29 protein-coding genes are annotated in these 24568 nt (G+C 69.4%); 20 read left to right on the forward strand and 9 right to left on the reverse strand.

Going from position 1 to position 24568, the window contains the following annotated elements:
- The first annotated feature begins 89 nt into the window (after positions 1 to 89).
- The 3 genes from pstC to pstB are packed head-to-tail and all read left to right on the forward strand — an operon-like array spanning position 90 to position 2756.
- Positions 90 to 1067, forward strand: a complete 978-nt coding sequence (gene pstC, locus SM418_RS31545; protein WP_371944983.1) for a phosphate ABC transporter permease subunit PstC — start codon at positions 90 to 92, stop codon at positions 1065 to 1067.
- Positions 1064 to 1960: a phosphate ABC transporter permease PstA gene (pstA, locus tag SM418_RS31550; RefSeq protein ID WP_371944984.1), complete on the forward strand. Its 897-nt coding sequence runs from the start codon at positions 1064 to 1066 to the stop codon at positions 1958 to 1960. Before pstC ends, pstA begins: the two co-directional genes overlap by 4 nt.
- Positions 1961 to 1979: 19 nt before the next feature.
- Complete coding sequence (pstB, locus tag SM418_RS31555; RefSeq protein ID WP_371944986.1) at positions 1980 to 2756, forward strand: phosphate ABC transporter ATP-binding protein PstB; 777 nt, start codon at positions 1980 to 1982, stop codon at positions 2754 to 2756.
- 151 nt (positions 2757 to 2907) lie between these two features.
- Here pstB and SM418_RS31560 read toward each other — a convergent pair whose 3' ends face one another.
- Positions 2908 to 3624, reverse strand: a complete 717-nt coding sequence (locus SM418_RS31560) for a winged helix-turn-helix transcriptional regulator (protein WP_371944988.1) — start codon at positions 3622 to 3624, stop codon at positions 2908 to 2910.
- A 226-nt stretch (positions 3625 to 3850) separates the two neighbouring features.
- Here SM418_RS31560 and SM418_RS31565 point away from each other — a divergent pair, with 226 nt between their 5' ends.
- The 10 genes from SM418_RS31565 to SM418_RS31610 all read left to right on the forward strand — a co-directional run bounded on the left by SM418_RS31565 (position 3851) and on the right by SM418_RS31610 (position 10137).
- Positions 3851 to 4105, forward strand: a complete 255-nt coding sequence (locus tag SM418_RS31565; protein ID WP_371944990.1) for a MoaD/ThiS family protein — start codon at positions 3851 to 3853, stop codon at positions 4103 to 4105.
- Between the two features lie 94 nt (positions 4106 to 4199).
- A complete protein-coding gene (locus tag SM418_RS31570; protein ID WP_371944992.1) occupies positions 4200 to 4907 on the forward strand; it encodes an LmeA family phospholipid-binding protein in 708 nt (235 codons plus the stop codon).
- Between the two features lie 46 nt (positions 4908 to 4953).
- On the forward strand, positions 4954 to 5469 hold the full coding sequence (locus SM418_RS31575; protein ID WP_443098411.1) for a sigma-70 family RNA polymerase sigma factor: 516 nt from the start codon (positions 4954 to 4956) through the stop codon (positions 5467 to 5469).
- Positions 5466 to 6254, forward strand: a complete 789-nt coding sequence (locus tag SM418_RS31580; protein WP_371944994.1) for an anti-sigma factor family protein — start codon at positions 5466 to 5468, stop codon at positions 6252 to 6254. Before SM418_RS31575 ends, SM418_RS31580 begins: the two co-directional genes overlap by 4 nt.
- A 193-nt stretch (positions 6255 to 6447) precedes the next feature.
- A complete protein-coding gene (locus tag SM418_RS31585) occupies positions 6448 to 6762 on the forward strand; it encodes a TlpA family protein disulfide reductase (protein ID WP_371945081.1) in 315 nt (104 codons plus the stop codon).
- Between the two features lie 116 nt (positions 6763 to 6878).
- Entirely contained in the window at positions 6879 to 6944 is a 66-nt protein-coding gene (locus tag SM418_RS31590; protein ID WP_360761443.1) for a putative leader peptide, read from the forward strand.
- A 79-nt stretch (positions 6945 to 7023) separates the two neighbouring features.
- A complete protein-coding gene (locus SM418_RS31595; RefSeq protein WP_371944995.1) occupies positions 7024 to 7461 on the forward strand; it encodes a DUF4395 domain-containing protein in 438 nt (145 codons plus the stop codon).
- A complete protein-coding gene (locus tag SM418_RS31600; RefSeq protein ID WP_371944996.1) occupies positions 7458 to 8297 on the forward strand; it encodes a sulfurtransferase in 840 nt (279 codons plus the stop codon). The genes SM418_RS31595 and SM418_RS31600 overlap by 4 nt, the downstream gene beginning before the upstream one ends.
- Positions 8298 to 8345: 48 nt before the next feature.
- A complete protein-coding gene (locus SM418_RS31605) occupies positions 8346 to 8654 on the forward strand; it encodes a DUF1416 domain-containing protein (RefSeq protein ID WP_347636376.1) in 309 nt (102 codons plus the stop codon).
- A gap of 181 nt (positions 8655 to 8835) precedes the next feature.
- The gene (locus SM418_RS31610; RefSeq protein WP_371944997.1) at positions 8836 to 10137 is read left to right on the forward strand and encodes a hypothetical protein; all 1302 of its coding nucleotides are present in this window, start codon (positions 8836 to 8838) and stop codon (positions 10135 to 10137) included.
- Here SM418_RS31610 and SM418_RS31615 read toward each other — a convergent pair.
- Genes SM418_RS31615 through SM418_RS31625 form a run of 3 tightly spaced genes read right to left on the reverse strand, consistent with a single transcriptional unit; the run spans position 10025 to position 11822 of the window.
- A complete protein-coding gene (locus SM418_RS31615; protein ID WP_371944998.1) occupies positions 10025 to 10618 on the reverse strand; it encodes a hypothetical protein in 594 nt (197 codons plus the stop codon). The two genes, SM418_RS31610 and SM418_RS31615, sit on opposite strands and share 113 nt — an antisense overlap.
- A complete protein-coding gene (locus tag SM418_RS31620; protein ID WP_371944999.1) occupies positions 10615 to 11217 on the reverse strand; it encodes a hypothetical protein in 603 nt (200 codons plus the stop codon). Before SM418_RS31620 ends, SM418_RS31615 begins: the two co-directional genes overlap by 4 nt.
- A complete protein-coding gene (locus tag SM418_RS31625; protein WP_371945001.1) occupies positions 11214 to 11822 on the reverse strand; it encodes a hypothetical protein in 609 nt (202 codons plus the stop codon). The genes SM418_RS31620 and SM418_RS31625 overlap by 4 nt, the downstream gene beginning before the upstream one ends.
- A 90-nt stretch (positions 11823 to 11912) precedes the next feature.
- On the opposite strand from SM418_RS31625, the gene SM418_RS31630 reads away from it, so the two are divergent.
- On the forward strand, positions 11913 to 13091 hold the full coding sequence (locus tag SM418_RS31630) for a S8 family peptidase (RefSeq protein WP_371945002.1): 1179 nt from the start codon (positions 11913 to 11915) through the stop codon (positions 13089 to 13091).
- A 70-nt stretch (positions 13092 to 13161) separates the two neighbouring features.
- Positions 13162 to 13479, forward strand: coding sequence for a hypothetical protein (locus SM418_RS31635; RefSeq protein WP_371945003.1), 318 nt, complete (start codon positions 13162 to 13164; stop codon positions 13477 to 13479).
- 128 nt (positions 13480 to 13607) lie between these two features.
- Here the strand turns inward: SM418_RS31635 and SM418_RS31640 are convergent, their stop codons facing one another.
- Entirely contained in the window at positions 13608 to 13961 is a 354-nt protein-coding gene (locus tag SM418_RS31640) for a hypothetical protein (RefSeq protein ID WP_371945004.1), read from the reverse strand.
- A gap of 136 nt (positions 13962 to 14097) precedes the next feature.
- Positions 14098 to 14586 (reverse strand): hypothetical protein, encoded by a 489-nt coding sequence (locus SM418_RS31645; protein WP_371945005.1) that lies wholly within the window; start codon positions 14584 to 14586, stop codon positions 14098 to 14100.
- Here SM418_RS31645 and SM418_RS31650 point away from each other — a divergent pair.
- From SM418_RS31650 to SM418_RS31665, 4 genes are all read left to right on the forward strand, one after another.
- The gene (locus tag SM418_RS31650; RefSeq protein WP_371945006.1) at positions 14579 to 15484 is read left to right on the forward strand and encodes a hypothetical protein; all 906 of its coding nucleotides are present in this window, start codon (positions 14579 to 14581) and stop codon (positions 15482 to 15484) included. The two genes, SM418_RS31645 and SM418_RS31650, sit on opposite strands and share 8 nt — an antisense overlap.
- 8 nt (positions 15485 to 15492) lie before the next feature.
- Entirely contained in the window at positions 15493 to 15741 is a 249-nt protein-coding gene (locus SM418_RS31655; protein WP_371945007.1) for a hypothetical protein, read from the forward strand.
- Positions 15742 to 16245: 504 nt separating this feature from the next.
- On the forward strand, positions 16246 to 17001 hold the full coding sequence (locus tag SM418_RS31660) for a S8 family serine peptidase (protein WP_371945008.1): 756 nt from the start codon (positions 16246 to 16248) through the stop codon (positions 16999 to 17001).
- A gap of 291 nt (positions 17002 to 17292) precedes the next feature.
- Positions 17293 to 17859, forward strand: a complete 567-nt coding sequence (locus tag SM418_RS31665) for a hypothetical protein (RefSeq protein WP_371945010.1) — start codon at positions 17293 to 17295, stop codon at positions 17857 to 17859.
- 203 nt (positions 17860 to 18062) lie between these two features.
- On the opposite strand, the gene SM418_RS31670 is transcribed toward SM418_RS31665, so the two are convergent.
- On the reverse strand, positions 18063 to 18479 hold the full coding sequence (locus tag SM418_RS31670) for a YbaB/EbfC family nucleoid-associated protein (RefSeq protein WP_371945011.1): 417 nt from the start codon (positions 18477 to 18479) through the stop codon (positions 18063 to 18065).
- A gap of 98 nt (positions 18480 to 18577) precedes the next feature.
- Entirely contained in the window at positions 18578 to 19636 is a 1059-nt protein-coding gene (locus tag SM418_RS31675) for a hypothetical protein (RefSeq protein ID WP_371945012.1), read from the reverse strand.
- 201 nt (positions 19637 to 19837) lie between these two features.
- Here SM418_RS31675 and SM418_RS31680 point away from each other — a divergent pair, with 201 nt between their 5' ends.
- Positions 19838 to 20254, forward strand: a complete 417-nt coding sequence (locus SM418_RS31680; RefSeq protein ID WP_371945013.1) for a hypothetical protein — start codon at positions 19838 to 19840, stop codon at positions 20252 to 20254.
- 54 nt (positions 20255 to 20308) lie between these two features.
- On the opposite strand, the gene eccCa is transcribed toward SM418_RS31680, so the two are convergent.
- A complete protein-coding gene (gene eccCa, locus SM418_RS31685; RefSeq protein WP_371945014.1) occupies positions 20309 to 24286 on the reverse strand; it encodes a type VII secretion protein EccCa in 3978 nt (1325 codons plus the stop codon).
- Positions 24287 to 24568 lie beyond the last annotated feature (282 nt).

The following is a 24568-nucleotide window of genomic DNA, read 5'->3' on the forward strand; positions in this document are numbered from 1 at the left end:
CACCGGACGACGGCACCCGAAGCCCCGCCGCCGACGACCTCGGCGGCGGGGCCGACGTGGGTACCGGCGTGATCGAAGGAGGTTCCCCCATGACCACCGAGACCCGCGTCGGGGTGCGCTCCGCGACCCGGGACGGCGCCACCGGCCCGAGGGGCACCGGACGCGCCGGCGACCGCATCTTCGCCGGAGCGGCCCGGGGCTCGGGCATCACCGTGCTGGCCATCGTCGCCGCGATCGCCGCCTTCCTCGTCTGGAAGGCGATCCCGGCGCTGCGCGACAACGAGGCGAACTTCATCACCGGCGAGGAGTGGAACCCGAACGCGACGCCGCCGAAGTTCGGCATCGCGCAGCTCGCCTTCGGCACGGTGATCTCGTCGCTGCTCGCGATGCTCATCGCGACGCCGGTCGCGATCGGGATCGCGCTGTTCATCTCGTTCTACTCGCCGCGGCGGCTCGCGTCCGGGCTCGGCTACGTCGTCGACCTGCTCGCCGCCGTCCCCAGCATCGTGTACGGGCTCTGGGGCCTCGCGTTCCTGTCGCGGCACATGGAGGGGATCAGCAAGGCGCTCAACGCGACGCTCGGCTGGATCCCGCTGTTCGGCGGCGACAGCCCCGGCAAGAACTCGATCTTCACAGCCTCGGTGGTGCTGGCGATCATGATCCTGCCGATCATCTCGTCCATCTCCCGGGAGGTGTTCCTCCAGGTGCCGCGCGCCAACGTGGAGGCGGCGCTGGCGATCGGCGCCACCCGCTGGGAGATGATCCGGATGTCGGTGCTGCCCTACGGGCGGTCCGGCATGATCGGCGCCTCGATGCTGGGCCTCGGCCGCGCGATGGGCGAGACGATCGCCGTCGCGATGGTGCTGACGTTCGTGCCCGGCATCAACTGGCACATCCTGGAGAACGGCGGCGCGACGTTCGCCGCGAACATCGCCAACAGCTTCGCCGAGGCGTCCGTCACCGGGCGCGGCGCGCTGATCGCCTCCGGCCTCGTGCTGTTCGTGATCACCCTGGTCGTCAACATGGCCGCCCGCGCGGTCGTCGCGCGCCGGAAGGAGTTCGCGTGACCACCCGCACGCCCGGAAAGGGCGGGAGCCTGACCTCGGTGTCGCCCGCCCGCAAGATCAAGGACCGGCTCGTCCAAGGGCTGGTCTATCTGGCGTTCGCGCTCGCCGTCATCCCGCTGGTGTCGGTGCTGTGGACGGTCGTCGTCAACGGCGCCAAGCGGCTCGACCCGACGTTCTTCCAGTTCTCGATGAACGCGGTCAGCGGCAGCGACCCCGGCGGCGGCGCCTACCACGCCATCGTCGGCACCCTGGAACAGGTCGTCATCACCACCGTGATCGCCGTCCCGCTCTCCATCCTCACCGCGATCTACCTGGTCGAGTACGCCGGCAACGGGCGGCTCGGCAAGGTGATCGGCTTCACCGTGGACGTGATGACGGGCATCCCGTCCATCGTCGCGGGCCTGTTCGTGCTGGCGCTGTGGCTGCTCACCTTCGGGTTCGAGTTCTCCGGGTTCGCCGGGGCGCTGGCCCTGACGATCCTGATGATCCCGACCGTGGTGCGGTCCGCGGAGGAGATGCTGAAGCTCGTCCCGAACGACCTGCGCGAGGCGTCCTACGCGCTCGGCGTGCCGCGCTGGCGGACGGTCTGCTTCGTCGTCCTGCCCACCGCGATGACCGGGATCGTGACCGGCGTGATGCTCGCCGTCGCCCGCGTGATGGGCGAGACGGCGCCGCTGCTGCTGACGATCTTCTTCACCAAGGCGATCAACAACGACCCGTTCGGCGGGCCGCAGGCGTCCCTGCCCACCTTCATCTGGGAGCAGGCCGCCGACCCCAGCCAGAACTCGATCGACCGGGCCTGGACGGGCGCGCTCGTGCTGATCGGGATCATCATGCTGCTCAACCTGGTCGCCCGCCTCGTCGCCCGGCGCACCGCGGCCACGAGCCGCTGACCGTCAGAAAGGAAGATCCATGGCCAAGCGGATCGACGTCTCCGGGCTGCACGCCTACTACGGCGGCGTCCACGCCATCGAGGACATCTCGATGACGATCGAGCCGCGCTCGGTGACGGCGTTCATCGGGCCGTCGGGCTGCGGCAAGTCCACGTTCCTGCGCACGCTGAACCGGATGCACGAGGTCATCCCGGGCGCCCGCGTCGAGGGCAAGGTCATGCTGGACGACGAGGACCTGTACGACCCGTCCGTCGACCCCGTCGCGGTGCGCCGCGTCGTCGGCATGGTGTTTCAGCGCCCCAACCCGTTCCCCACCATGTCGATCTACGACAACGTGGCGGCCGGCCTCAAGCTGAACGGCGTCCGCCGCAAGTCCCGCCTGGACGAGGTCGTCGAGGAGTCCCTGCGCGGCGCCAACCTGTGGGCCGAGGTCAAGGACCGCCTCGGCAAGCCCGGTGCGGGCCTGTCCGGCGGCCAGCAGCAGCGGCTCTGCATCGCCCGCGCGATCGCCGTCCAGCCGCAGGTCCTGCTGATGGACGAGCCGTGCTCCGCGCTCGACCCGATCTCCACGCTCGCCATCGAGGACCTGATCGACAAGCTGAAGACCCGGTACACGATCGTGATCGTCACCCACAACATGCAGCAGGCCGCGCGCGTCAGCGACCGGACGGCGTTCTTCAACATCGCCGGGACCGGCAAGCCGGGCAGGCTCATCGAGATCGACGACACGTCCAAGATCTTCGCGAACCCGGAGCAGAAGGCCACCGAGGACTACATCACCGGGCGCTTCGGCTGAGAGCCGCCCGCGCGCGGGCCAGGGGCCTGCGCGCCGGTGTCCTGCGTGCGGGGCTCCTGCGCGCGGCCCGGGGGCCTACGTGCGTGCTGGGGGCCTGCGTGCGTGCTGGGGGCCTGCGTGCGTGCTGGGGGCCTGCGTGCGTGCTGGGGGTCTACGTGCGAGCCGGGGTCTTCTCCTCGGCGTCGCCGGGACGGTGGTCGGGGACGAAGCGGTAGCCGACGTTGCGGACGGTGCCGATCAGCGACTCGTACTCGGCGCCCAGCTTGGCGCGCAGGCGGCGGACGTGGACGTCCACGGTGCGGGTGCCGCCGAAGTAGTCGTAGCCCCAGACCTCCTGGAGGAGCTGGGCGCGGGTGAAGACCCGGCCCGGGTGCTGGGCCAGGTACTTCAGCAGCTCGAACTCCTTGAAGGTCAGGTCGAGGACCCGGCCCCGGAGGCGGGCGGTGTAGGTGGCCTCGTCGATGGTCAGGTCGCCGCTGCGGATCTCGCCCGGGACCTCGTCCTCCTCGCCCGCCGCCGCGGCGCGTCCGGTGGCGAGGCGGAGCCGGGCCTCGACCTCGGCGGGGCCGGCGGTCTGCAGCAGCACGTCGTCAAGCCCCCATTCGGGGCTGAGGGCGGCGAGGCCGCCTTCGGTCACGATGGCCAGCAGCGGGCAGTCGAGGCCGGTGGTGCGCAGCAGGCGGCACAGGCTCTTGGCCTGGACGAGGTCGCGGCGGGCGTCCACCAGCAGGATCTCGGTCGGCGGCGCGTCGATGAGGGCGGACGCCTCGGCCGGGGCGACGCGCACGGAGTGCAGCAGAAGCCCGAGCGCGGGCAGGACCTCGTCGGAGGGCTCCAGTGCGTTGGTCAGCAAGAGCAGACTGCTCAAGTGCCGCCTCCCGTCCAAAGACGTAGGACCCAGGCGGCTCATCTCCAGCCCCGACAGCGGCCGCCCCACTCGAAGACGAGGTGGCCATGAAGGGGTCTTTCGATGAACTCCATGGCCTCGTCGCCCGGATCCCTCATCACAGAGCATAACGGAACCGTCTCCGCCGGTCTCCTCCGCCGCCGTGATCACGTCCGACCCACGGGCTGCGGCGATGAATACTGGACGCATGGCCAACGGGACGATGCGGTACTGGGCGGCGGCCAAGGCGGCGGCGGGGACGCACGAGGAGCCGTACGCGGCGGGGACGCTGGCGGAGGCGCTCACCGCGGCGCTCGCGGGGCGGGGCGAGGAGTTCGCCCGGGTCGTCCGGCGGAGTTCGTTCCTGGTCGACGGGGACCCGGTCGGGACCCGGCCGCACGAGTCCGTCGCGTTGCCGGAGGGCGGCGTCGTGGAGGTGCTTCCGCCCTTCGCGGGCGGCTGAGACCGGATGGGACAAGGTCATTCTCCAACGCGACTCGGCATGGGACGAATGCGCATAAAGTGTGGCCGTCGCATGCCAAGCCCTAAGGAGAGACATGCGCAAGGTACTGCTGGTCCTGCTGATATTCGTCGCCGTGGTGGTGGTCGCCGCGGACCGGCTCGGGGTCCGGATCGCCGAGGACAAGATCGGCGAGCAGGTGGCCGCGCAGTACAACCTGCGGCAGCAGCCGGACGTCTCCATCCACGGCTTCCCGTTCCTGACCCAGGCGGCCGGCGGCGAGTACAAGCACATCGAGGTCGGCATCGGGGACTGGACGGAGCAGGGCGTCACCGTGACCGGCGTCAAGGTGGACATGCGGGGCGTGAAGGCGCCGCTGTCGGAGGTCTCCAAGGGCAGCGCCGCGGACGTCACCGCGCGGACCGCGACCGCGTCCGCCGTCGTCCCCTATGACGTGATCAAGAAGGAGGCGCCGAAGGAGGTCACCCGGATCGGGCCCAAGGGTGACGACCTCTCGGTGGATCTGACCGGCAGCATCCTCGGCTTCCCCGTCACCGGCACCGCGGTCGTGGAGGTCGAGCCGACCGCGAAGGGCATCGCGATCACGCCCGTCTCGGTGGGCTCGGACGGCGCCACGCAGATCCCGCTGGCGCTGGTGAAGCGCCAGCTGACCTGGGTCGTTCCGGTCACCGACCTGCCCGTCGGGTCGCGGATCAGCCGGATCCAGCCGACGCCGGACGGGCTGCGCGTCGCCGCGACCGCCGAGAACGTCCGGCTGAACGACCTCCAGCAGGTGCAGAAATAGCCCGAGACGCGGTGAACCGGTCCGCGGAGGCGTACGTGTCAGTGGTGTGGGTCCGACCGCGGATGAGGGTTTGCTTCGCGCCCTGTACAGCGAGCACGGAGGTCCCCTCCTCGGGTACGTCCTGCGGTTGACCGGCGGGGACCGGAACCAGGCCGAGGATGTGGTGCAGGAGACGCTCCTGCGTGCGTGGAAGCATCCGGAGGCGCTGGTGGGGCGTCCGGTGCGGCCGTGGCTGTTCACGGTCGCGCGGAACCTGGTCGTGGACGCCCACCGCGCCAGGCGCGCCCGGCCGCCGGAGATTGGCATCGACGAGCACGTCATGATGACGGCGGACGGTTCCGACGACATCGACCGGGCCCTGGAGTCCTGGACGGTGGCGGAGGCGCTGGCCGGGCTGAGCCCGCCCCACCGGGCCGTCCTGGTCGAGACCTACTACAAGGGCCGGTCGGTGGCGGAGACGTCGCAGACGCTCGGCATACCGCCCGGCACGGTGAAGTCCCGCACCTTCTACGCATTGCGGGCGCTCAAACTCGCATTGGAGGAGCGGGGGTTGGCGCCATGACCGACCGCACGGGGAACGACCGCACGGGGAACGACCGCACGGGGAACGACCGCACGGAGAACGACTGCGCGGCCGTGCGCACGTCGCTCGGCGTGTACGTGCTCGGCGCGCTCGACCCCGGCGAGCGGAGCCGGCTGGAGGGCCACCTGGAGCGCTGTCCCGCCTGCCGGGACGAACTCGCCGGGCTGGCCGGCCTGCCCGCGATGCTCGGGCGGGTCGAGCGGGAGCAGTTCGACCTCGTCTCGGGGCCGCCGCCCGAACTGCTCGACGGGCTGCTCGTGAGGGCGGCCGAACGACGGAGGGGATGGTTCGGCCGGCTCGGGCGGCCGGGCGGCGGGCGGGGCGCCGGGGGGTGGGCCCCGCTCGCCGCCGCCGCGTGCCTGCTGCTCGTCATCGGCGGCCTGTTCGGCGGTTTCGTGCGCCCGATCGGCTCGGGCGGCACCGCCGCGGACCCGTCGTCGTCCGCGACGCCGTCGCCTGCGGTGACCGCCGAGCGGATCAGCGCCGAGAACCCCGCGAGCAACATCGAGGGTTACGTGGTCCTCCGCAGGCAGGAGTGGGGGACCGAGGTCGAACTCCATCTGGCCGGGGTGCCGAAGGGGTCGCACTGCCGGCTGCTCGTGATCGCGCGGGACGGCCGCCGGGACGCGCTCGGCAGCTGGTACGTCCCCTACGACGAGGGCTACGGCGAGTACCGCGGGTCGACGATGTTCCCGCGCGGCCAGCTGTTCTCGTTCGAGGTGGTCGGGCTCGACGGGCGCCCGCTCCTCACCATCCCGACCTGATCGGACGGCGCCTCCCGGCGGCGATGCGGAAGACCGGCGGCGATGCGGAAGAATTCGCCGCCCCGGCGGGTTGCTGATGACGATGACTGGAGCATTGATCGCCGCCGCGGTCCTCGTCGCGGCCACCGCGTTCGGCCTCGTCCGGCGGCACCGTGACGGGGTGCTGCGCGCCCGGCGAGGGGAGGGCGGCGAGATGGCCGAGACCATCCGGCCGGACGAGCTGGGCGCCGAACTCGGCGAGAAGGCCACGCTCCTGCAGTTCTCCAGCGCCTTCTGCGCGCCGTGCCGCGCCACCCGCCGCGTCCTCGGCGAGGTGAGCGGGATGGTGGACGGTGTCGCGCACGTCGAGCTCGACGCCGAGGCGCACCTGGACCTCGTCCGCCGGCTGAACGTCGTGCGGACCCCGACCGTCCTCGTCCTGGACGGCGCGGGGCGCGTCGTCCGCCGCGCCACCGGAGCACCCCGCAAGCCCGACGTCATCGCGGCTCTCGGCGAGGTCATCCCCTGATGCGTGCAGCCACGACCTGCGATAAGGCGATTGTCACTGTCTCGCAAGGCGAGACGGATGTGACAGCGCGTGGTTTGCCGCTTAACATCGAGTCCGTGCGTTACTGGACAGAGCAGATGCTCACGAAGCGCCGCGCGGTGGACTTCTGCCGCGTGGCCGCCTCGCTCTGTCGCACGGCCTGAGGCATCGAGCCCGTCCGCCCCCGAGCACTCCCTATTTCCAGCTCGTACGCACGCTTCCACTCCGTCCAGGAGCACCCCGATGCAGGTTGATCCGCGTGGGCCGCGCTTCGGTGCGGCGGTCACGACAGCCGTCCTCGTCGCGGTGCTGGTGACCGGAAGCTGGGCATTGCTCGCCGCTCAGGCCGTCGTGTTCGGTTTCGCGACCTTCCTCGGCCTCCGGTACGCCCCGTACGGTCTGGCGTTCAAAGTGCTGATCCGTCCCCGGCTCGCTCCGCCCAGGGAACTGGAGGACGCCGCCGCGCCCCGCTTCGCGCAGGGTGTCGGCCTCGCGTTCGCCCTGGTCGGGGTCGCCGGATACGCGACGGGGATCACCTGGCTCGGTATCGGTGCCACCGCCTTCGCGCTGGCGGCGGCGTTCCTGAACGCGGTGTTCGGGTTCTGCCTCGGCTGCGAGATGTATCTGCTCATCCGACGTTTCACCGCGAAAGATCGCTCCGAGAGGGAGGTTCCCGCATGAGCCGCTCAGACGTCCTGGTGGACACCGACTGGGTTGAGTCCAACCTGGACGCGCCCGGCCTGGTTCTCGTCGAGGTCGACGAGGACGTGTCCGCCTACGACAAGGGCCACATCCGTGGCGCCGTGAAGATCGACTGGAAGACCGAGCTGCAGGACCCGGTCCGCCGCGACTTCGTGGACAAGACCGGGTTCGAGCAGCTGCTGTCCGCCAAGGGCATCGCCAACGACGACCTGGTGATCCTTTACGGCGGCAACAACAACTGGTTCGCGGCGTACGCGTACTGGTACTTCAAGCTGTACGGCCACGACAAGGTGAAGCTGCTCGACGGCGGCCGCAAGAAGTGGGAGCTGGACTCCCGCGAGCTCGTCACCGACGTCCCGTCCCGTCCGGCGACCGACTACAAGGCCAAGGACCAGGACCTCTCGATCCGCGCCTACCGCGACGAGGTCGTCGAGGCGATCGGCAAGCAGAACCTGGTGGACGTCCGCTCGCCCGACGAGTTCAGCGGCAAGCTGCTCGCCCCGGCGCACCTGCCGCAGGAGCAGTCGCAGCGGGCCGGGCACATCCCGACCGCGCGCAGCATCCCGTGGTCGAAGGCGGCCAACGACGACGGCACGTTCAAGTCCGACGAGGAGCTCCGCGAGCTCTACACCGAGGCCGGCGTCGACCTGAACAAGGACACCATCGCCTACTGCCGCATCGGCGAGCGCTCCTCGCACACCTGGTTCGCGCTGCGCGAGCTGCTCGGCATCCAGAACGTGAAGAACTACGACGGTTCCTGGACCGAGTACGGCTCGCTGATCGGCGTGCCGATCGAGCTCGGCGCCCCCAAGTAAGCCCGCGTCCGCACCTAGTCCCGCAGACTTCCGAGAGCTGGAGGAGCAATGACCCAGGGCTGCGCAGCGCCCGAGCAGACGGCGCACCTGCCTGCGACCGTCGACCTGACCAACGAGGCCGTCATCCAGGGCACCGTCACCCGTGACGGCGCCCCGGTGTCCAGCGCCTACGCCCGCCTGCTCGACTCGTCCGGCGAGTTCACCGCCGAGGTGGTCACGGGCGACGAGGGCGTGTTCCGGTTCTTCGCCGCCGACGGCGACTGGACCGTGCGCGTCCTCGCGGCCGGCGGCGTGAGCGTCGACAACACCGTCACCGCGAAGACCGGCGAGGTCGCCGGCCTGCAGGTCGCGATCTGACCCGAGCGTTTCTGAGCCGGGCGAGCCGACGCGAGCCCGACCGCCGAACCCCGCCGTCCCGCCCATCCGGGACGGCGGGGTTCGTCGTGTCGTCGCCCGGTCACGGAAACCCGGCGGAATCGTCGGAGTCCAGCGTCCGCCGCCGCTCTGGAAACCGACAAATCCTCTACGATCGGGCGCCATGGCCTGGCCGTCCGCGCGTTCGCCGCTGATCCTCCCGTGGGCCACGCTGAAGCTCGCGGGGCGGTTCGTCCTGCCGCTGTCCCTGTGGTTCACCGTGGGGGAACTGCTCCGCTACGGCGCCATGTACGGCGGTTACCGGCTCGGCATGATGAAGGGCACGGCCGCGTCCGTCGCGCCGATCGTCACCATCGGCCTGCTCGTGGTGGTCACCCTGACGGTCACGGTGCTGATGGTGCACAGCGTCCGGGAGGGCCTGGACGTGGTGCACGCCCGTGAGGCGGACGGCGACCTGACGCCGTGGGCGGTCGGCAACGAGGAGCCGGTGATCGGCGCGATCGGCCGCGCCGCCCTCCCCTTCGTCATCTTCTACCTGGCGTGGGGGCTGCAGAGCGAGGACGCCCGCGAGTTCGCGTCGGCGGCGGCGAGCCGCGGGTTCGCCGAGGGCGGCCTCGAAGGGCAGATCCAGGGCGCCGGCATGCTGCTGTCGCTGGAGAAGCACGTCGGCCTCGCGATCGGCCTCACCGCGGGCCTGTTCGTGCTGAAGGTGCTGGCGGAGTGGCGGCTGGAGGCGCGGCTGCCCCGCGCCATCGGCGCGCTCGTCGCGTTCCTGGAGATCAACTTCGCGCTGTTCGGCATCTTCACCATCGACCATCTGCGCGGCCTCGGCGTCGGCTGGCTCACCGAGCGGGAGGTGTGGAGCTGGGTGACCGGCGTCGCGGGTCCCGCCTTCGAGCTGTGGCCGCCGTTCAAGGACGCGGTGCTCGGCGCGCTGATCTGGCTGGTGATCGCCGGGGTGATCCTCGGGCTGGACGCGGCGGACGAGCAGGTCGTCCTCGGCGGCGGCCGGGCGGCGCGGCGGCTGGCGCGGGCCGGCGCGATCGACCGGGTCAACAGCCCGCGGGAACTGCTCACCCGCGGGCTCCGGGAGATGTGGCTGCCCGCCTGGTACGGGCTGCGGCTCGTCCGCCGGTCCGGGATGATGCCGTTCGCCACGTTCGCCGTGCTGTTCGCGGGCCTGCACGTGGGCGAGGACGTGTCCCGCCGGCTGGTGTACGAGCTGATCGGCCCGCACGAGGTGACGTGGTGGATGCAGTGGCTGCCCGCCATCGGCTACGGGACGGGGCTCGTCTTCGAGATCCTGCGCGTTTGCCTGCTGGCGGCGGCGTTCAACCTGGTGATGGCGCGGGTCAGCGCACGAAACGCAGCGAAACCAGTGGGGCCCCCTGCTTCCGCGTCTCCTTCGGCGCCTGTATCTGCAGCTCCAGCGCGTCCGCCTTGGCCCGGGGCACCGTCCCCTTGACGGTGATGCCCATCGCGACGCCCGCCTTTGGCTGGGTGCTCGGGGCTCCGGTCGCCGACCATTCGTGGCCGTCGTCGTCCAGCAGGCGGTAGCTCAGGCCGTAGGAGCCGACCGCCTTGGCGCTTGCGTCGTCCGAGGGGCGGACGGCGAGTTCCAGCCGCAGTTCGACCACGTCGCCCTGCCCGGCGTCCTGCGCGCCGCCTTGCGTGCCGCCGCCGAGCGGCACGGCCGTCCGTCGGTCGATGATCTTCCACTTCGCGCCGACCAGCTCGCCGATCCGGCCTTCGGGGACGGTCGTCACCTTCTCCGGCGGCTTCAGGGACTTGCGGACCATGCGGGTCTCGTCCGCCCACGGCACGACGAGCATCGCCGCCATCGCGCACACGAGCGCGATCGCCTGCACGATCCGCCGGTCGCGGGGACGTATGCCGGGTCGTCCGGGCAGCGGGATCCCGTCGGGGCGGGTGTCGGAGGCCGTCACGGGGTCCCCGCCCTGACGTCGTACCGGTCGGTGGCGCCCCGCATGAGCTTCGCCGTCCGTTCCTCGGTCAGACCGAGGTCGATGTCGGCGGCAGAGGAAAGCTGCGGCAGCAGCCCGCCGGTGCCCACGACGAGGTGCGCACCCTCCACCCGGTTCTTCGGCAGCTCGAACAGCACCTTCGTGGACGTCCAGATCATCGGCTGGAACGTCGGCTGGCTGACCGAGACGTCCACGGTGCGCGGATCGTCCCGGAAGGTATAACCGCCCGGCGTCTCCAACTCGGCCGTCTCGAGCTGCAGCGGCTCGTGCTCGGCCGTCGCGCTGAGCCGGACGATCAGATACACGCCGTCCGTCCCGACCGCGGGCGCGGTGGCGAGCGAGAAGCCCCGTTCCAGCGAACGTGCCAGGTCGACCCCGTCCACCCGCACGGTGAAGTCGCGGGTGGCGACCTTCTCGCCGACCGAGCCGCCGGTCCGGATCGGCTCCAGCGCCTCCGCCCGGACCTCGGGCCGGAGGGAGTGCAGCCACATCGCGCCCGCCAGCAGGACCGTCCCGCCGATCCCGGCGGAGCCCCGCAGGAGCACCTGCCGCGCGTTCACGACGCGCTCACCGGCAAGGTGAGGCGGCCCGCGAACTCGTCGCTCTTCTGGTCGACGATCCAGTTGAAGGTGCTGTCGGTGAAGCCGTGCTCGTAGTTCCACTTGCGCAGGCCCACGGTCAGCCGCGTCGGCTTGTCCGCCGGGCCCATCGCCCACATCGCGGACGCCTCGACCGGCAGGCCCGGCTGCGCCGCGTCCGTCCTCGTCCCGCCCGCGACCCCGTCGACCTGCTCGGGCTTGACCCATGTGCCGGCCCTGGTGAGCGCGACGACGCCGTCCGACAGCCCTCCGATGCTCAGCGACTTGGTCTCCTTGCCCTTGTTGAGGACCCGCATCCGCAGGATGAGGAAGCGCTTCTTGCCGCTGCCGAACGTCTCGTCGACCAGCCCGATCCGCACGTCGCGGACAGTGACGGCGAACAAACCGAGGTCGAGCGACTCTCCCGCCTTCCTGACCGGCTGCTTGGGCGTCGCCTTGAACCCGCCCGCGACCCACACCACCGGCACCAGGACCGCGACCACGCCCAGAACCGCCACCGGCACGACCCACCGCCGGGCCGCCGTCCGCTGCTGGAAGCCCGGAGGACTTGGCGCCGTCGACTGCATCGCCGAATGGTAATACGCCGACATGTCCGGCCCGGCGGATCCCGGTAGGGTGCATGGTGCTCATGCCGCGATTCGGGCTCTGGAGGAACGGTGGTCCGGCGTTCGTCGACACTCGCTCTCGCGTCGGTCATCGCGGTGGGCGCCGTCCTCGCCCCTCCGCTCCAGGAGGCGCCGGCGAGAGCGGCCGTCAAGGCGCCCTTCAAGGCGGCGGCGGGCTGCGAGCAGGAACTCGTCTACGGCAGCCCGGCGAAGGAGCTTCCCAAGCAGCTCTGGCCGCAGGAGCGGCTGAACTTCACCGACGTCTGGGAGCACACGCGCGGCAAGGGCGTCAAGGTCGCCGTCGTCGACAGCGGCGTGGACACCAGCCACCCGCAGCTCAGGGGGCACGTCAGGGCCTATGACGTGACGAGGAGCGGCCTGACCGACTGCGTCGGCCACGGCACCGCGGTCGCCGGGGTCATCGGCGCCGCGGACATGCGCGACCGGGGCGTCCCGTTCGTCGGCGTCGCGCCCGAGGCCGAGATCATCTCGATCAAGATGGCCGTGAAGGCCAGCGGGAACCAGTCCGGCTGGGCCGCTCAGGCGATCAAGAAGGCGGTCGACCTCGGCGCGAAGGTCATCAACATCTCGTCCCAGTCGCCGGACCTGCCCGACCTGCGGCAGGCCGTCCACTACGCGCAGCAGCGCGACGTGGTGATCGTCTCGGTGGCCGGCAACCTCACCGACCAGACCAAGCAGACCCCGCAGAAGGCGTACCCGGCGAGCTACCCAGGCGTGATCTCGGTCGGCGCCTTGTCCAAGGACGGCACTCTGGCGGGCTTCTCCAACACCGTCACGCCGGTCACCGTGACCGCACCCGGCCAGTCCGTCGTCAGCACCTGGCCGCGCAACTCCTACAAGCTCGACGACGGCACCAGCCTCGCGGCCCCCTACGTCGCGGGCACCGCGGCGCTGATCCGCGCCTTCAACCCGAAGCTGAACTACCAGCAGGTCAAGCACCGCATCGAGACGACCGCGGACGGCGCCCAGGCCCAGGGCACCGGCTCCGGCGTCGTGAACCCGCTCCGCGCCGTCACCACCGTCGGCACGGGCGGCGGCGCGGCCGCCGCCCCTGCGGCCGGCGTCCAGCGAGTCTCCATCGACCAGCCCGCCCCCGAGGACCGCTTCGGCCGCAACATGGCCCTGGCCATAGCCGCCGCGGCCCTGGCCATAGCCGCCGCCGTGGGCGTCGCCGCCATGGTCATCCCCGCCTCCCGCCGCCGCCCCTGACGGGCCGTCCGTTCGCGCGTGCCGTGGGATCCTGTGTCTTTGGTCCTTCCTCTGCCTTTCGTTGTGCCTGGTGGCGGTCCTCAGCATCGTCCGCTACCGCGTCTGGCTGGAGGGGACGACGCTGTGCGTCCAGAAGGCCTTCAGCGTTCACCGTTCCGACCTGGCGAAAGCGGCCACGGTCGATGTCCAGGACAACGCCCGTGGTGTTCCCTATCTCGTCGTCCGCGGCGGTGGAAGAGCGCTCGTGCAAGCCCGCATGTTGACGGCCAAAGGCCGCCCCTTGCCTCAGAACCAACTGGACGCGCTGGTCGAAGCCATCACCGCCGGCCCGGCAGGGGACGCCCTAGAGGCAAGAAATGCGCTGGCCCGCCTGAGAACGGCACGCTAACGGGCCGCCGCGGACCCGCCGGGTCATATGGGCAGCGACGTGGAGGCGGCCTACCATCTGCGGATAATTCGAGTTGGTCAGTGGTGGCGCGAGCGGGGCTGAAGTCCAGGAGCCGGCCCGTCAGGCGGTCAATGCCCTTCCGGGCGCCGCGGGGCGAGCCGGCCCGACCTCAACGCGTCCATGTATCGATGGCCGTCCTTCAGGTTCAGGTCGGTGTTGAGGACGATGAGCTTGGTGGCGTCGACCGGCTTGCCCTCGGCCACGAGCGCGATGGCCTTGCCTTCGAGTTCGACGGGCACGCGCTGGGCGAGGACCTCGGCTCTCAGCGCCTCAACGTACGCCTTGGCGTCTTTGCGCTGGGCACCGGTGGCGCGGTGAAGCAGGCCGACCGCTTTGAGAATCTTGCCGTCGGCGACCAGGCGCAAGGCGAGATCCCGCGTCTCCGGCAGGACGTTCAGTTGCGGGATCTGATTGCTCGACATTCCGACTCCTAAGGGCTACGGCTCGATGCGCTCGCACAACTTCTCACCGTAGAGGGAGAGGGTGCACGGGGCCCCGTCGAGTAGATTCTTCATCTCCTCGATGCGGGCGGTCATCTTGTAGAGGCCCTGCAGACGTCTAACCGCCTCGTCGCCCAGGTCCATGGTCCGCAGGTCGGTGGCGGCCGGAGGTGAGAGCTTCGATCCGGGCGGACAGGTCCTCAGCCGACCCCTGCCAGAACGCGCTGAGGTTGATGAAGATCGGTGCCTCGTACGCGGCGAGATTCGAGCGCATCTCATCCTGCCGTTCGTTCGGTGCACGTGCGATGAACTCCGTCGTCTCGGTCGGCCTGATGCAGAGCAGCAGGTCCCCGCCCGCCGTGCGGCGAGTGAAAAGCGATTCCACCTCCGGCCACGCGATCGCCTGACCGCCCTTGACATGGATTCCCGCCGAATCCATCCGTGCGACGGAGCCGACGCCGCCCAGCCGGACCTGGACGAACCAGCTTAGGCAGGCGAACAGGGTCCCGAAAAGCGACACGGGCCAGAGAGAAAATAGGACGATACTCATCGCGAGTCCGATGCCCGAACCCAGATCCGGAGAGGTTGCCAGGAACACGATGAGCACGACCGAGCAGGCCTCGGAGATCGCGCAGAAGGCCGCTGACGGCCTTCTCGCCGTCGCCAAGAACTTCGCCGGCGCGGATGAGAAGAGTTCCGTCCAGAAGTTTCCGAGCTCGGCGAACTCCTACCAGACTCCCTCCGGTTCCCTCTCCGGACTCTCCGGCTTCCAGAACGTAGCCATGGGGGCCGGCGGTCTCGGCGGGCTGGCCATCCGGATGCAGTCCCTCCCCATACTCCCGGCCCTGAACCCCCGGTACTACGCGACGCTGACCGCCCTGACCTCCGCGAGGGCGATGGCGCCCACGGCCATCATCGCCACCGCGATCTGGCTGCTGACCAAGCCTGATGACGAGGCGCTCATCAAGGCCGTCAACGCATGGTCGGCCGCCGCCGGTCACCTCGAGAAGGTGAGCATCGACGGGGACACAAAGGACACCTTCAAGGACGAGAAGAGCTGGAGCGGAACCTCAAAGGACGCCTACGACGCGTGGGTCGCCAAGTTCGAGACCGCCGCCAAGAAGCTTCAGGAAGGTGCGGCGAAGAATCAGGAGACGCTGAACACGGTCACCCAGGCGATCCTGACCATGCAGCTCATCGCCTTCGGGTTCGCCATCGCGTCCCTGGTAGTGATCATCGCGTTCTACGTCGCGTCGTTCCTTCCCGTCGTCGGACCGGCCTTCAAGGTGCTCACGCAGATTCAGGGACTGCTCCTTGGAGCCGGTACGGCGAGCCTGGTGATTCAGACGCTCACCGTCGCGGGCGCCGTCATGGCCGGGGGCTCCGCCATGATTGTCCAGGGCAGCTATGACTGGGCCAACCTGCACGTCAACCCTCAGGGTGGAGAGTTCATCGACACCAAGCAGATCACCTGGGACGAGCCGAGCGAACTTCCCAAGGGATAGGTGCCGAGGTGCTGCGCTACACCCCTCGCTACAGGGACTCGGAAACAGCGCGAAGGGAACTGCGGCGGGATGCGTTCCTCTTCGGCGTGATTTCCGTCGTCAGCATCGCTCTCGTGGTTGTGGGCATGGTCTCTGACGACTCCACGAAAATCTTTCTGATCGTCCGCCTTGCCGAAGTGCTGATGCTGATCATCGTTCTTCCGGTCACCGTGGTATCGCTGGCCCTGTCCTGGCTGCGTTGGCGGAAGTTCCGTTAGGCGGCTTTCCCGGGTGCCGCGGAAGGTATCCCGACCTGGTTCGACCAGTGCGCGTGCCAGACTATCCGCGGTGCCCGACCTATGAAGCGACGAGGCCGGCAGTCGCCACATCGAACTCAAACCCCTCGTAGCGGCGAGCTCCGCGGTCGGCAGCCGCACCGCGCGCGCGGGGGCGATCCCTAGCTTGGTCACGCCGCTCTCCGCCGGGTACTCGGCGACAATGCGGCCGCCTGTGGCCTCACCGCGGCTCACGGCGTCCAGGACGGACTCCGCACCGTGGTGAAGTCGGCCATCTGCTCCTGCAGATCGCGCTGGAAGCGCTAGAACTCCGGTCCGGGGCTGAACTCGGGCGTCATTGCTCCTGTCCGCTGGGGGCACGACACGGCTGGTGACGGACCGGTGCCGTGGACGGCGTCCGCCAGATGCTAAACGCCACATGTCCGGCCCGGCGGATCCCGGTAGGGTGCGTGGTGCTCATGCCGCGATTCGGGCTCTGGAGGAACGGTGGTCCGGCGTTCGTCGACACTCGCTCTCGCGTCGGTCATCGCGGTGGGCGCCGTCCTCGCCCCTCCGCTCCAGGAGGCGCCGGCGAGAGCGGCCGTCAAGGCGCCCTTCAAGGCGGCGGCGGGCTGCGAGCAGGAACTCGTCTACGGCAGCCCGGCGAAGGAGCTTCCCAAGCAGCTCTGGCCGCAGGAGCGGCTGAACTTCACCGACGTCTGGGAGCACACGCGCGGCAAGGGCGTCAAGGTCGCCGTCGTCGACAGCGGCGTGGACACCAGCCACCCGCAGCTCAGGGGGCACGTCAGGGCCTATGACGTGACGAGGAGCGGCCTGACCGACTGCGTCGGCCACGGCACCGCGGTCGCCGGGGTCATCGGCGCCGCGGACATGCGCGACCGGGGCGTCCCGTTCGTCGGCGTCGCGCCCGAGGCCGAGATCATCTCGATCAAGATGGCCGTGAAGGCCAGCGGGAACCAGTCCGGCTGGGCCGCTCAGGCGATCAAGAAGGCGGTCGACCTCGGCGCGAAGGTCATCAACATCTCGTCCCAGTCGCCGGACCTGCCCGACCTGCGGCAGGCCGTCCACTACGCGCAGCAGCGCGACGTGGTGATCGTCTCGGTGGCCGGCAACCTCACCGACCAGACCAAGCAGACCCCGCAGAAGGCGTACCCGGCGAGCTACCCAGGCGTGATCTCGGTCGGCGCCCTCTCCAAGGACGGCACCCTCGCGGGCTTCTCCAACACGGTCACGAGGTCATAGCCGCCGCCGTGGGCGTCGCCGCCATGGTCGTCCGCCGCCCCTGACCCCGCCGCCGCCCGCGCGAAACGTCCGCGCAATGCGGGCCGCTACCGCGTTAACCTGCGGCGTGTTGTTGCTTCCGGTCCGCTTATAACAACAACATGCCGCAGGTGAACGCAGCCGCGCGTGGCTCACGTGTAGGCTGCAGCAGCCCTGATGTGCGTTCCTTGAGTGTTCCGCCCGCGTGCCGCGATGGCCGGGCCCCGATCGCCTGCTCCTTCCGCGAAGGAGTTCACTGGAACTGGGAGTCTCGTGGAGCTCGATGTAGGTGTTTCGGCGAGTTTGAAGGCCGCGGCAGCCGGTATGACGGCGAGCTTCGTGATCATGGAGGGCTTCCTTGTGAATGTCCTCGTCTCGGACGGCGCGGTAGGGATGCCCGTGGCGACCGTCGTGTTGCTCCTGTGCCTCTGGTCTTTCCTCTGCCTTTCGTTGTGCCTGGTGGCGGTCCTCAGCATCTTCCGCTACCGCGTGTGGCTGGAAGGGACGACGCTGTGCGTCCAGAAGCCGTTCCGCGTTCATCGCTCCGACCTGGCGAAAGCGACCACGATCGATGTCCAGGAAAACGCGCGGGGCGTCCCCTACCTCGTCGTCCGTGGCGGTGGAAGGGCGCTCCTGCAAGCCCGCATGTTGACGTCCAAGGGACAGCCGCTGCCCCACAACCAACTGGACGCGCTGTACGAAGCCATCGCCGCCGGCCCGGCAGGAGACGCCCCCGGGGCAAGGAGCGCACTGGCCCGCCTAAGGACGGCACACCTAACCTCCGCGGCTGCGGACCCGCCGGACGATCCGGATGGCGACAGGGAGCGCGGCACAATCTGATCACCGGGAGGTGCCGTGAGCAGGCCCAGAAGGGGTTTGGCTCCGGCAGCCCGAGACTCAGGACTGAAAAGTGCACGCACGCCACACTGAAACGAGCCAAAGCCCCCCACAGGCCACAGCCCGAGGGCCTGGGAGGGCCTTGACCAGGTATTGCTCGCTAGATCTGCTCTTTCGACAAGCGGTCCGAGAGGCCATGCATCCGGCTACTGGCGGTCCATTCCCATGATCTGCCGGACGCGGTCGAACTGCTGGGAGACCGTCCGGAGCGGGTCTTCCGACCGAGCGGCATCCGCGGGAGCGGTGGACAGGGCGGACGCCGCGTCCTGCAGTGAGCCGTTGCTCAGCATCTCGCGATACTGATTGACGTCACCCAGCAGCGGCGACATCAGCTCTTGTGTTTCCTTGGCCAGGTTCTCCTGGGCGGTCTTCACTGTCTCGATGATTTGCTCGGAGAGGGCCTCGGACCCCTGTTTCATGGCACGCGGGTTTATGGTGAGACCGGACAGCATGCCGTTTGAGGAGAGGGTGACGTGCACGTAGCCGTCCTTGCTCTCCGCCTCCCCCCTCAACTCCGAAAGTTGGGATACCAGCGATATCGCCTGCTGGAGGCGGTCGTTCATCCGATTGACCTCACGGTCCAGCTCGGAGTTTCCGGTACCTGCCATATTGCGCCCCGCCTTTGCTTTCTTGATGTGTAGTGGCCTGTGCCGCTCTCGTCCTAGGACGGGACGGGAACGTTGGGCGTGGCCCAGTTGATGTTGACTTCCTTAAAGGATGTCCCGCCGCCGCCCTTGTTGACGGCGAGCGTGGCGAAGTTCGAGCCGACGACGTCGAACATCTCCCGCAGTGGTCCGAGACCGGCGACGACGACGCCGATCACGGCGGCGATCGTGGTGGCGGTCCCACCGCTCAGGATGAGGCCCTGAATCTGTTTGAGGACGGCGAAGATCGGTCCCACGTACGGCATCTTCTCCCCGACCGCGAAGGCGATGATGGCGATGAGGCAGCCCATCGCGAAGATGAACATGGAGTTCTGCAGATTGTGAAGCGACTTAATGATCTCTTCAAGCGCCGTTTTGTTTTGCTCCGCCGCGGCCTTCGTCTGCTCCACCTCGGCCTGGAAGATCTCTGCCCAGGAATCGAAGGCGGACTTGGAGTCGCCCTCCCAGTTCTTGTCGAGTGACTTGCCGATGCCCTCCCACGTCCCTCCGGTGACCCCGGAGATCTGCTCCCCCACGGCTTGCCAGCCTCCGACCGCCTTGGACAAGGCGGGGTCGTCGGGAGTGAACATGGCCCACAGGGCTATCGACGCGATGGCGGTCGGCGCGAGCGCCGACGAGGCGCCGCAGATGACGGCGATGGCCAGGTTCTCGGCGGCGAGAGAGACGCCTCCGAAGAGGGCCATGCCTTCGGCCATCGAGAGACCGCTCTTGCTCTCGGGCTCGGTGTACTTAAAACCCGGGTCCCGCGCCGCCTTGGTGTCGGCGCTGTTCGCGACTTCGGCCTTGGCGATGGTGTTGGCCACCTTCACGAGTCCGCCCGCCGCGATCTCCAACTGCTTGACGCCCTCCTTGATGCTGTTGGACAGCGCGCTACGCGAGGACTCGTATTCGCTGGAAAGCAGCATCGAGCAGATGACGCCGAAAGCGACTGGATGGAGGTCGCAGGCCCTTTCGGTGTACTCATGGGCGAGTTTCATGTAGCTGTAGGGCTCGGACTTGAGTTCGCCGGCGTTCTTTGCGATCTCTTCGGCTTCTGCGCGAAGTTCAGGCGCCATCGACAGATCCTCTCAGACTCGGGTCATATGCGGTTCGCGGGGAGCGAGTTGCCTGTCTTGCTATGCTCTCGGGTGGTTCTGACGGTGATGGAAGGCGGCGTGATCGAATTGGTGAGGTTTCAGGGGCGCAGGCGGCGGCCGGCGCAGGCGGCGGTCACATCCGGTGTCCTGGCGGTCGCGGCTCTTGTGGCAATTCCGGTCATGGCCGGCCGTTACGGATTCGAGGGCCTGTGGGTGGGGGCGATCCTGCTGGCCCTCGTTTTCGGCTTTGGAGCTTTCCAGTATGCCCGCGTCGCGGTCAACCCGTGCTGGCTGGAAATAGGGCCGGAGGGGGTTCGGGTGGCGATGGCCGGAAGGCGGACCGCCCTCGCTTGGGACGAGATCGACACGGTCGACGTCCGGCGCAAGCCGGGGGAGCGCCGGGCCGTTCCGGTGCTCGCGGCGACCCTGCGGGGCGAGCCCCGCATCGGGAAGTCGTATCTGCTGTACCCCCGCTGGTCGGCGGAGGCCGACGCGGTCCTGCTGTTCGATCTCGAAGAGTTGCAGGACGGCCCCTCGGGTGTGGGCGCCGCCTGTCAGGCCCACGCGGGAGCCCGGTGGCGGGGGAGCCTGCTCTAATGGACGTGCGCGGTCCCACTGGGTGCGAGACGTCGGTCCGGTCATGATGGGGCTTTACTGGTCGGGGTCGTCGCGGTAGGCGGTTTGGATGAGGCGGGTGCCGGTGCGGCGGTCGATGTGGTAGCCGCGGCCCGGGGGGAGCTTGTGGGGCTTGATGTTGCCGAGCAGGATGCCCTCGTCCTTGTTGCCGGACATCAGCAGGCCCGGGGACGCCATCTCCTTGATGCGGGTGATGGCCGGGTCGAACATGCCGCGTCCGGCGCCGCCCATGGCGCGGGCGAGGATGATGTGCAGGCCGATGTCGCGGGCCTGCGGGAGCAGTTCGACGAGGGGGCGCAGCGGGTTGTCGGACGTGGCGACCATCTCGTAGTCGTCGATGATGAGGAACAGGTCGGAGCCCGTCCACCAGGAGCGGGAGCGGAGCTGGTCGGGCGTCAGGTCCGCCGGTGGGAGGCGCTGCATCATCGCGCCGCGGATGTCGTTGACCAGTGAGGTCGCCGCCGGCGCGGAGGCGCCGAAGCCGATCTGGTGCTCGGTGTTGGCGACGTCCAGCAGCGAGCGGCCGTAGTCGATGAAGATGATGCGGGCCTGCTCGGGGGTGTAGCGGCTGGTGATGCCGGTGGCGATGTGCCGCAGCAGGTTCGACTTGCCGCATTCGGCGTCGCCGAGGACCAGGAAGTGCGGGTCCTGGGTGAAGTCGAGGTAGACGGGGGAGAGGGACTCCTCGTCGATGCCGATCGGGATGCGCATGCCGGTCTCGGCCGGGGTCGGGAGCTGCGACACGGGCAGGACGTCCGGGAGCATGCGGACCTGCGGGGCGCGCGGGCCGGTCCACGACTGGTTGACGGCCTGCACCATCTTCAGGACGCCGTCGTTCATGGACTCGTCGGCGCCGCCGCCGTCGATCCGCGGGATGGCGGTGAGGAAGTGGAAGCCGTCGCGGGACAGGCCGCGGCCGGGACGTCCCTCGGGGACGTTGTCGGCGAGCTTGCGGTCGATCTCCGACTCGTACGGGTCGCCGAGCCGCAGCTCCAGCTTGGTGCCGAACAGGTCGCGGACGTTGCTGCGGAACTCGGTCCACTTGTTGGACGAGGCGATGACGTGGATCCCGTACCCGAGGCCGCGGGCGGCGAGCTGGGTGATGGTGTCCTGGATGGCCTCGTAGTCCTGGCGGAGCGTGAGCCAGTTGTCGACGACGAGGAAAACGTCGCCGTAGCCGTCGCCGGGGTTTTCGCCGGAGGCGCGCATCCGCCGGTAGGTCGCGATGCCGTCGATGCCGCGCTCGGCGAACTCCCGCTCCCGCTGCTCCAGCAGCCCGCTGACCTCGGCGACCGTCCGGCGGACGCGGTCGGCGTCCAGGCGGGTGGCGATGCCGCCGACGTGCGGCAGTTCGCCCAGCGCGGCGAGCGCGCCGCCACCGAAGTCCAGGCAGTAGAACTGCACCTCGGCGGGGGAGTGGGTGAGGGCGAGGGACGCCATCAGCGTCCGGATCGTGGTCGACTTGCCGCTCTGCGGGCCGCCGGCGATGCCGACGTGGCCGGCGCCGCCGGACAGCTCCAGCCAGTACGGGTCGCGGCGCTGGTGGAACGGCTTGTCCACGATGCCGGCCATGGCGTACAGCTTGCCGCGGCCGTCCCAGCCGGCCGTCGTGAGCCCGTACTCCTGCGTCACCTGCAGCGGCGGCAGCATCTCGTTCAGCGCGGGCGGGTCGTCCAGTGGCGGCAGCCAGATCTGGTGCGCCTTCCCGCCGTGGCCGGCGAGCTGCCGGACCACCACGTCGAACAGCGCCTCCTTGTTCTTGTTCTCCTCGGGCTGCGGCTCGGGCGCGTCCGACTGCTCGATGACCTGCGGCCGCATGTAGCCCGGCAGGTACGGGACGATCTGGGCGGCGACCTGGCTGGTCTGGCGGCCGCCGTCCTGCTTGCTGGCCTGCTCGTCGACCGGGCCGGACACGTACGCGGCCTTGAACCGCACCATCGGCTCGGTCGCGAACTTCAGGTACCCGTTGCCCGGCGCCGGGGGCAGCTCGTAGGCGTCGGGAACGCCGAGGACGACCCGGGACTCCATCGCGGAGAACGTCCGCAGGCCGATGCGGTACGACAGGTGCGTGTCCAGGCCGCGCAGCTTTCCCTCCTCCAGGCGCTGCGAGGCCAGGAGCAGGTGGACGCCGAGGGACCGGCCCAGCCGTCCGATCATGACGAACAGCTCGGCGAAGTCGGGCTTGGCGGACAGCAGTTCGGAGAACTCGTCCAGGACGAGGAACAGCGTCGGCATCGGCGGCAGGTCGGCGCCGTCCAGCCGGGCCTTCTCGTAGTCGCGCAGCGAGGCGTAGTTGCCCATGGACCGCAGGTACTCCTGCCGCCGCACCATCTCGCCGTGCAGCGCGTCGTACATGCGGTCGACCAGGGGAAGCTCGTCCTCGAGGTTGGTGATGATGGCGGAGACGTGCTCCAGGCCGTCCATCCCGAGGAACGTGGCGCCGCCCTTGAAGTCGACGAGGACGAAGTTGAGGATGTCGGGCGCGTGCGTCATGGCGAGGCCCAGCACCAGCGTGCGCAGCAGCTCCGACTTACCGGAACCGGTCGCGCCGATGCACAGGCCGTGCGGCCCCATGCCGCCCTGCGCCGACTCCTTGATGTCGAGTTCGATGGGGCGGCCGTCGGAGTCCAGCCCGATCGGCACGCGGAACCGGTTGCGCTGGGCGCGCGGCCGCCACACCCGCGCGGGGTCCACCTCGTACGGGTTCTCGACGCCGAGGAGGGACGTCAGCGTCATGTTGCCCGAAAGGACGTCCTCGTCATCGGTGGTGTCGCTGGCGCTGCTCCGGAACGGCGACAGCTGCCGCGCGAGGCTCTCGGCCTGCGGGATGCTCACCTTGTCCGGGGCGCCGATCGAGGACGGGACGTCCTTGCCGGTCCGGTCCTTCTTCAGCATGTGGACGCGGTCGGCGGCGACGTTCAGCCGCAGCGTCCCGCCCTCGGTGGTGTGCCCGACGGTCTGGCCGAGGTCGATGACGCAGACGCCCTCGATGCCGTCGGCGGCGAGCTGCGAGTCGTAGGACGCCATGCCGCCGTCGACGATGACCACGTGCAGCGGCAGCTCGCTGGACGGGCGGCCCGCCACGAACCGGGAACGGTCCTTGACCTCCTGGCCGAGCAGGATCTCCAGCTCGGACATCGTCGGCGCGATCCGGCGGACCTGCCCGGCGGCGTCGTGCTCGGTGGGGTGCAGCGCGTGCGGCAGCCACTTCGTCCAGTCCCAGTGGGGGAGCTGCTCCTGGGACGTGCAGATGCTGACCTGGACGTCGTCGGGGGAGTGGAACGCCGCGATCTGCATGATCATGGCGCGGAGCATGGCCCGCCCCGCCTCCACGTCACCGGACAGGAAGACCCGCGAGAACGACCGGAGGTTGATCGCGACCGGCAGTGCGGGGACGGTCGAGTGCGTCCGGACGAACCGCCGCAGCGCGCCCGCGCTCATCGGCTCCAGGTCCTCGACGGGCTTGGTCTCCGGCGCGATCAGCTGGACGGCGAGCCGCTGCGGCCCGGCGCCGACCCGCACCTGGCCGAAGTCGCCGTCCTCGGGGCGCCGCTCCCACAGCCGCGAGCTCATCGCGATCGACCACAGGCGCGCGGGGTCCGGGTTGTACCACTCCAGCGCCTCCCGCTGCTGGGAGGCGGCCTTGCGCACCTTCGACCGGACCTGCCCGAGGTAGCGCAGGTAGTCGCGCCGCTCGCTGTTCAGCTTGGTCTTGCGCTCACCGGACTTCTGGCCGACCTGGCTGAACATCATGCCGAACATCGACAGGCCCATCATCCCGCCCGCGACCATCTGCAGCGGGTTGGAGTTGGGATTGAGGAACATGAACGCCATCGCGCCCGAACCCGCCGCCATCGGCAGGTACGTGAGCACGCTGCGGAACCCGTCGTTGGTGATTTCCGGCAGTTCGGGGGGTGATTCGAGCAGGACCTCGCCCCGGGGCATCTCCGGCGGCTTCCGGCGTTCCTTGCGCCGCACCAGTACCGTGCTCACTGGACCGGGCTCCCCTCTGGCCGTCAGGTGTCGCAGCCCGACATCATACGGATATTGCACTCGCCCTGGCTTTCAGGACAGCAGGCTATGGCGAATCGGACGACCGGCACGATGCCGCGACCATGAGAAACGCCTATCCTCTGCGTCCCATGCTGCCGAGGGGGACCCGGTCCCTGGAGGACGATCCCGTCGGCCACGCCGCTCCCGACCGGCCTTGGAGAGACCTTGTCGAGATGGAATTCGGGGTGGCGGCAGAGCGCCCTGCGAGAAAGGCTCCTGATC

Origin of the sequence: Actinomadura chokoriensis (genome assembly GCF_041463665.1) — a bacterium.
Taxonomy (GTDB): Bacteria; Actinomycetota; Actinomycetes; order Streptosporangiales; family Streptosporangiaceae; genus Spirillospora; species Spirillospora chokoriensis_A.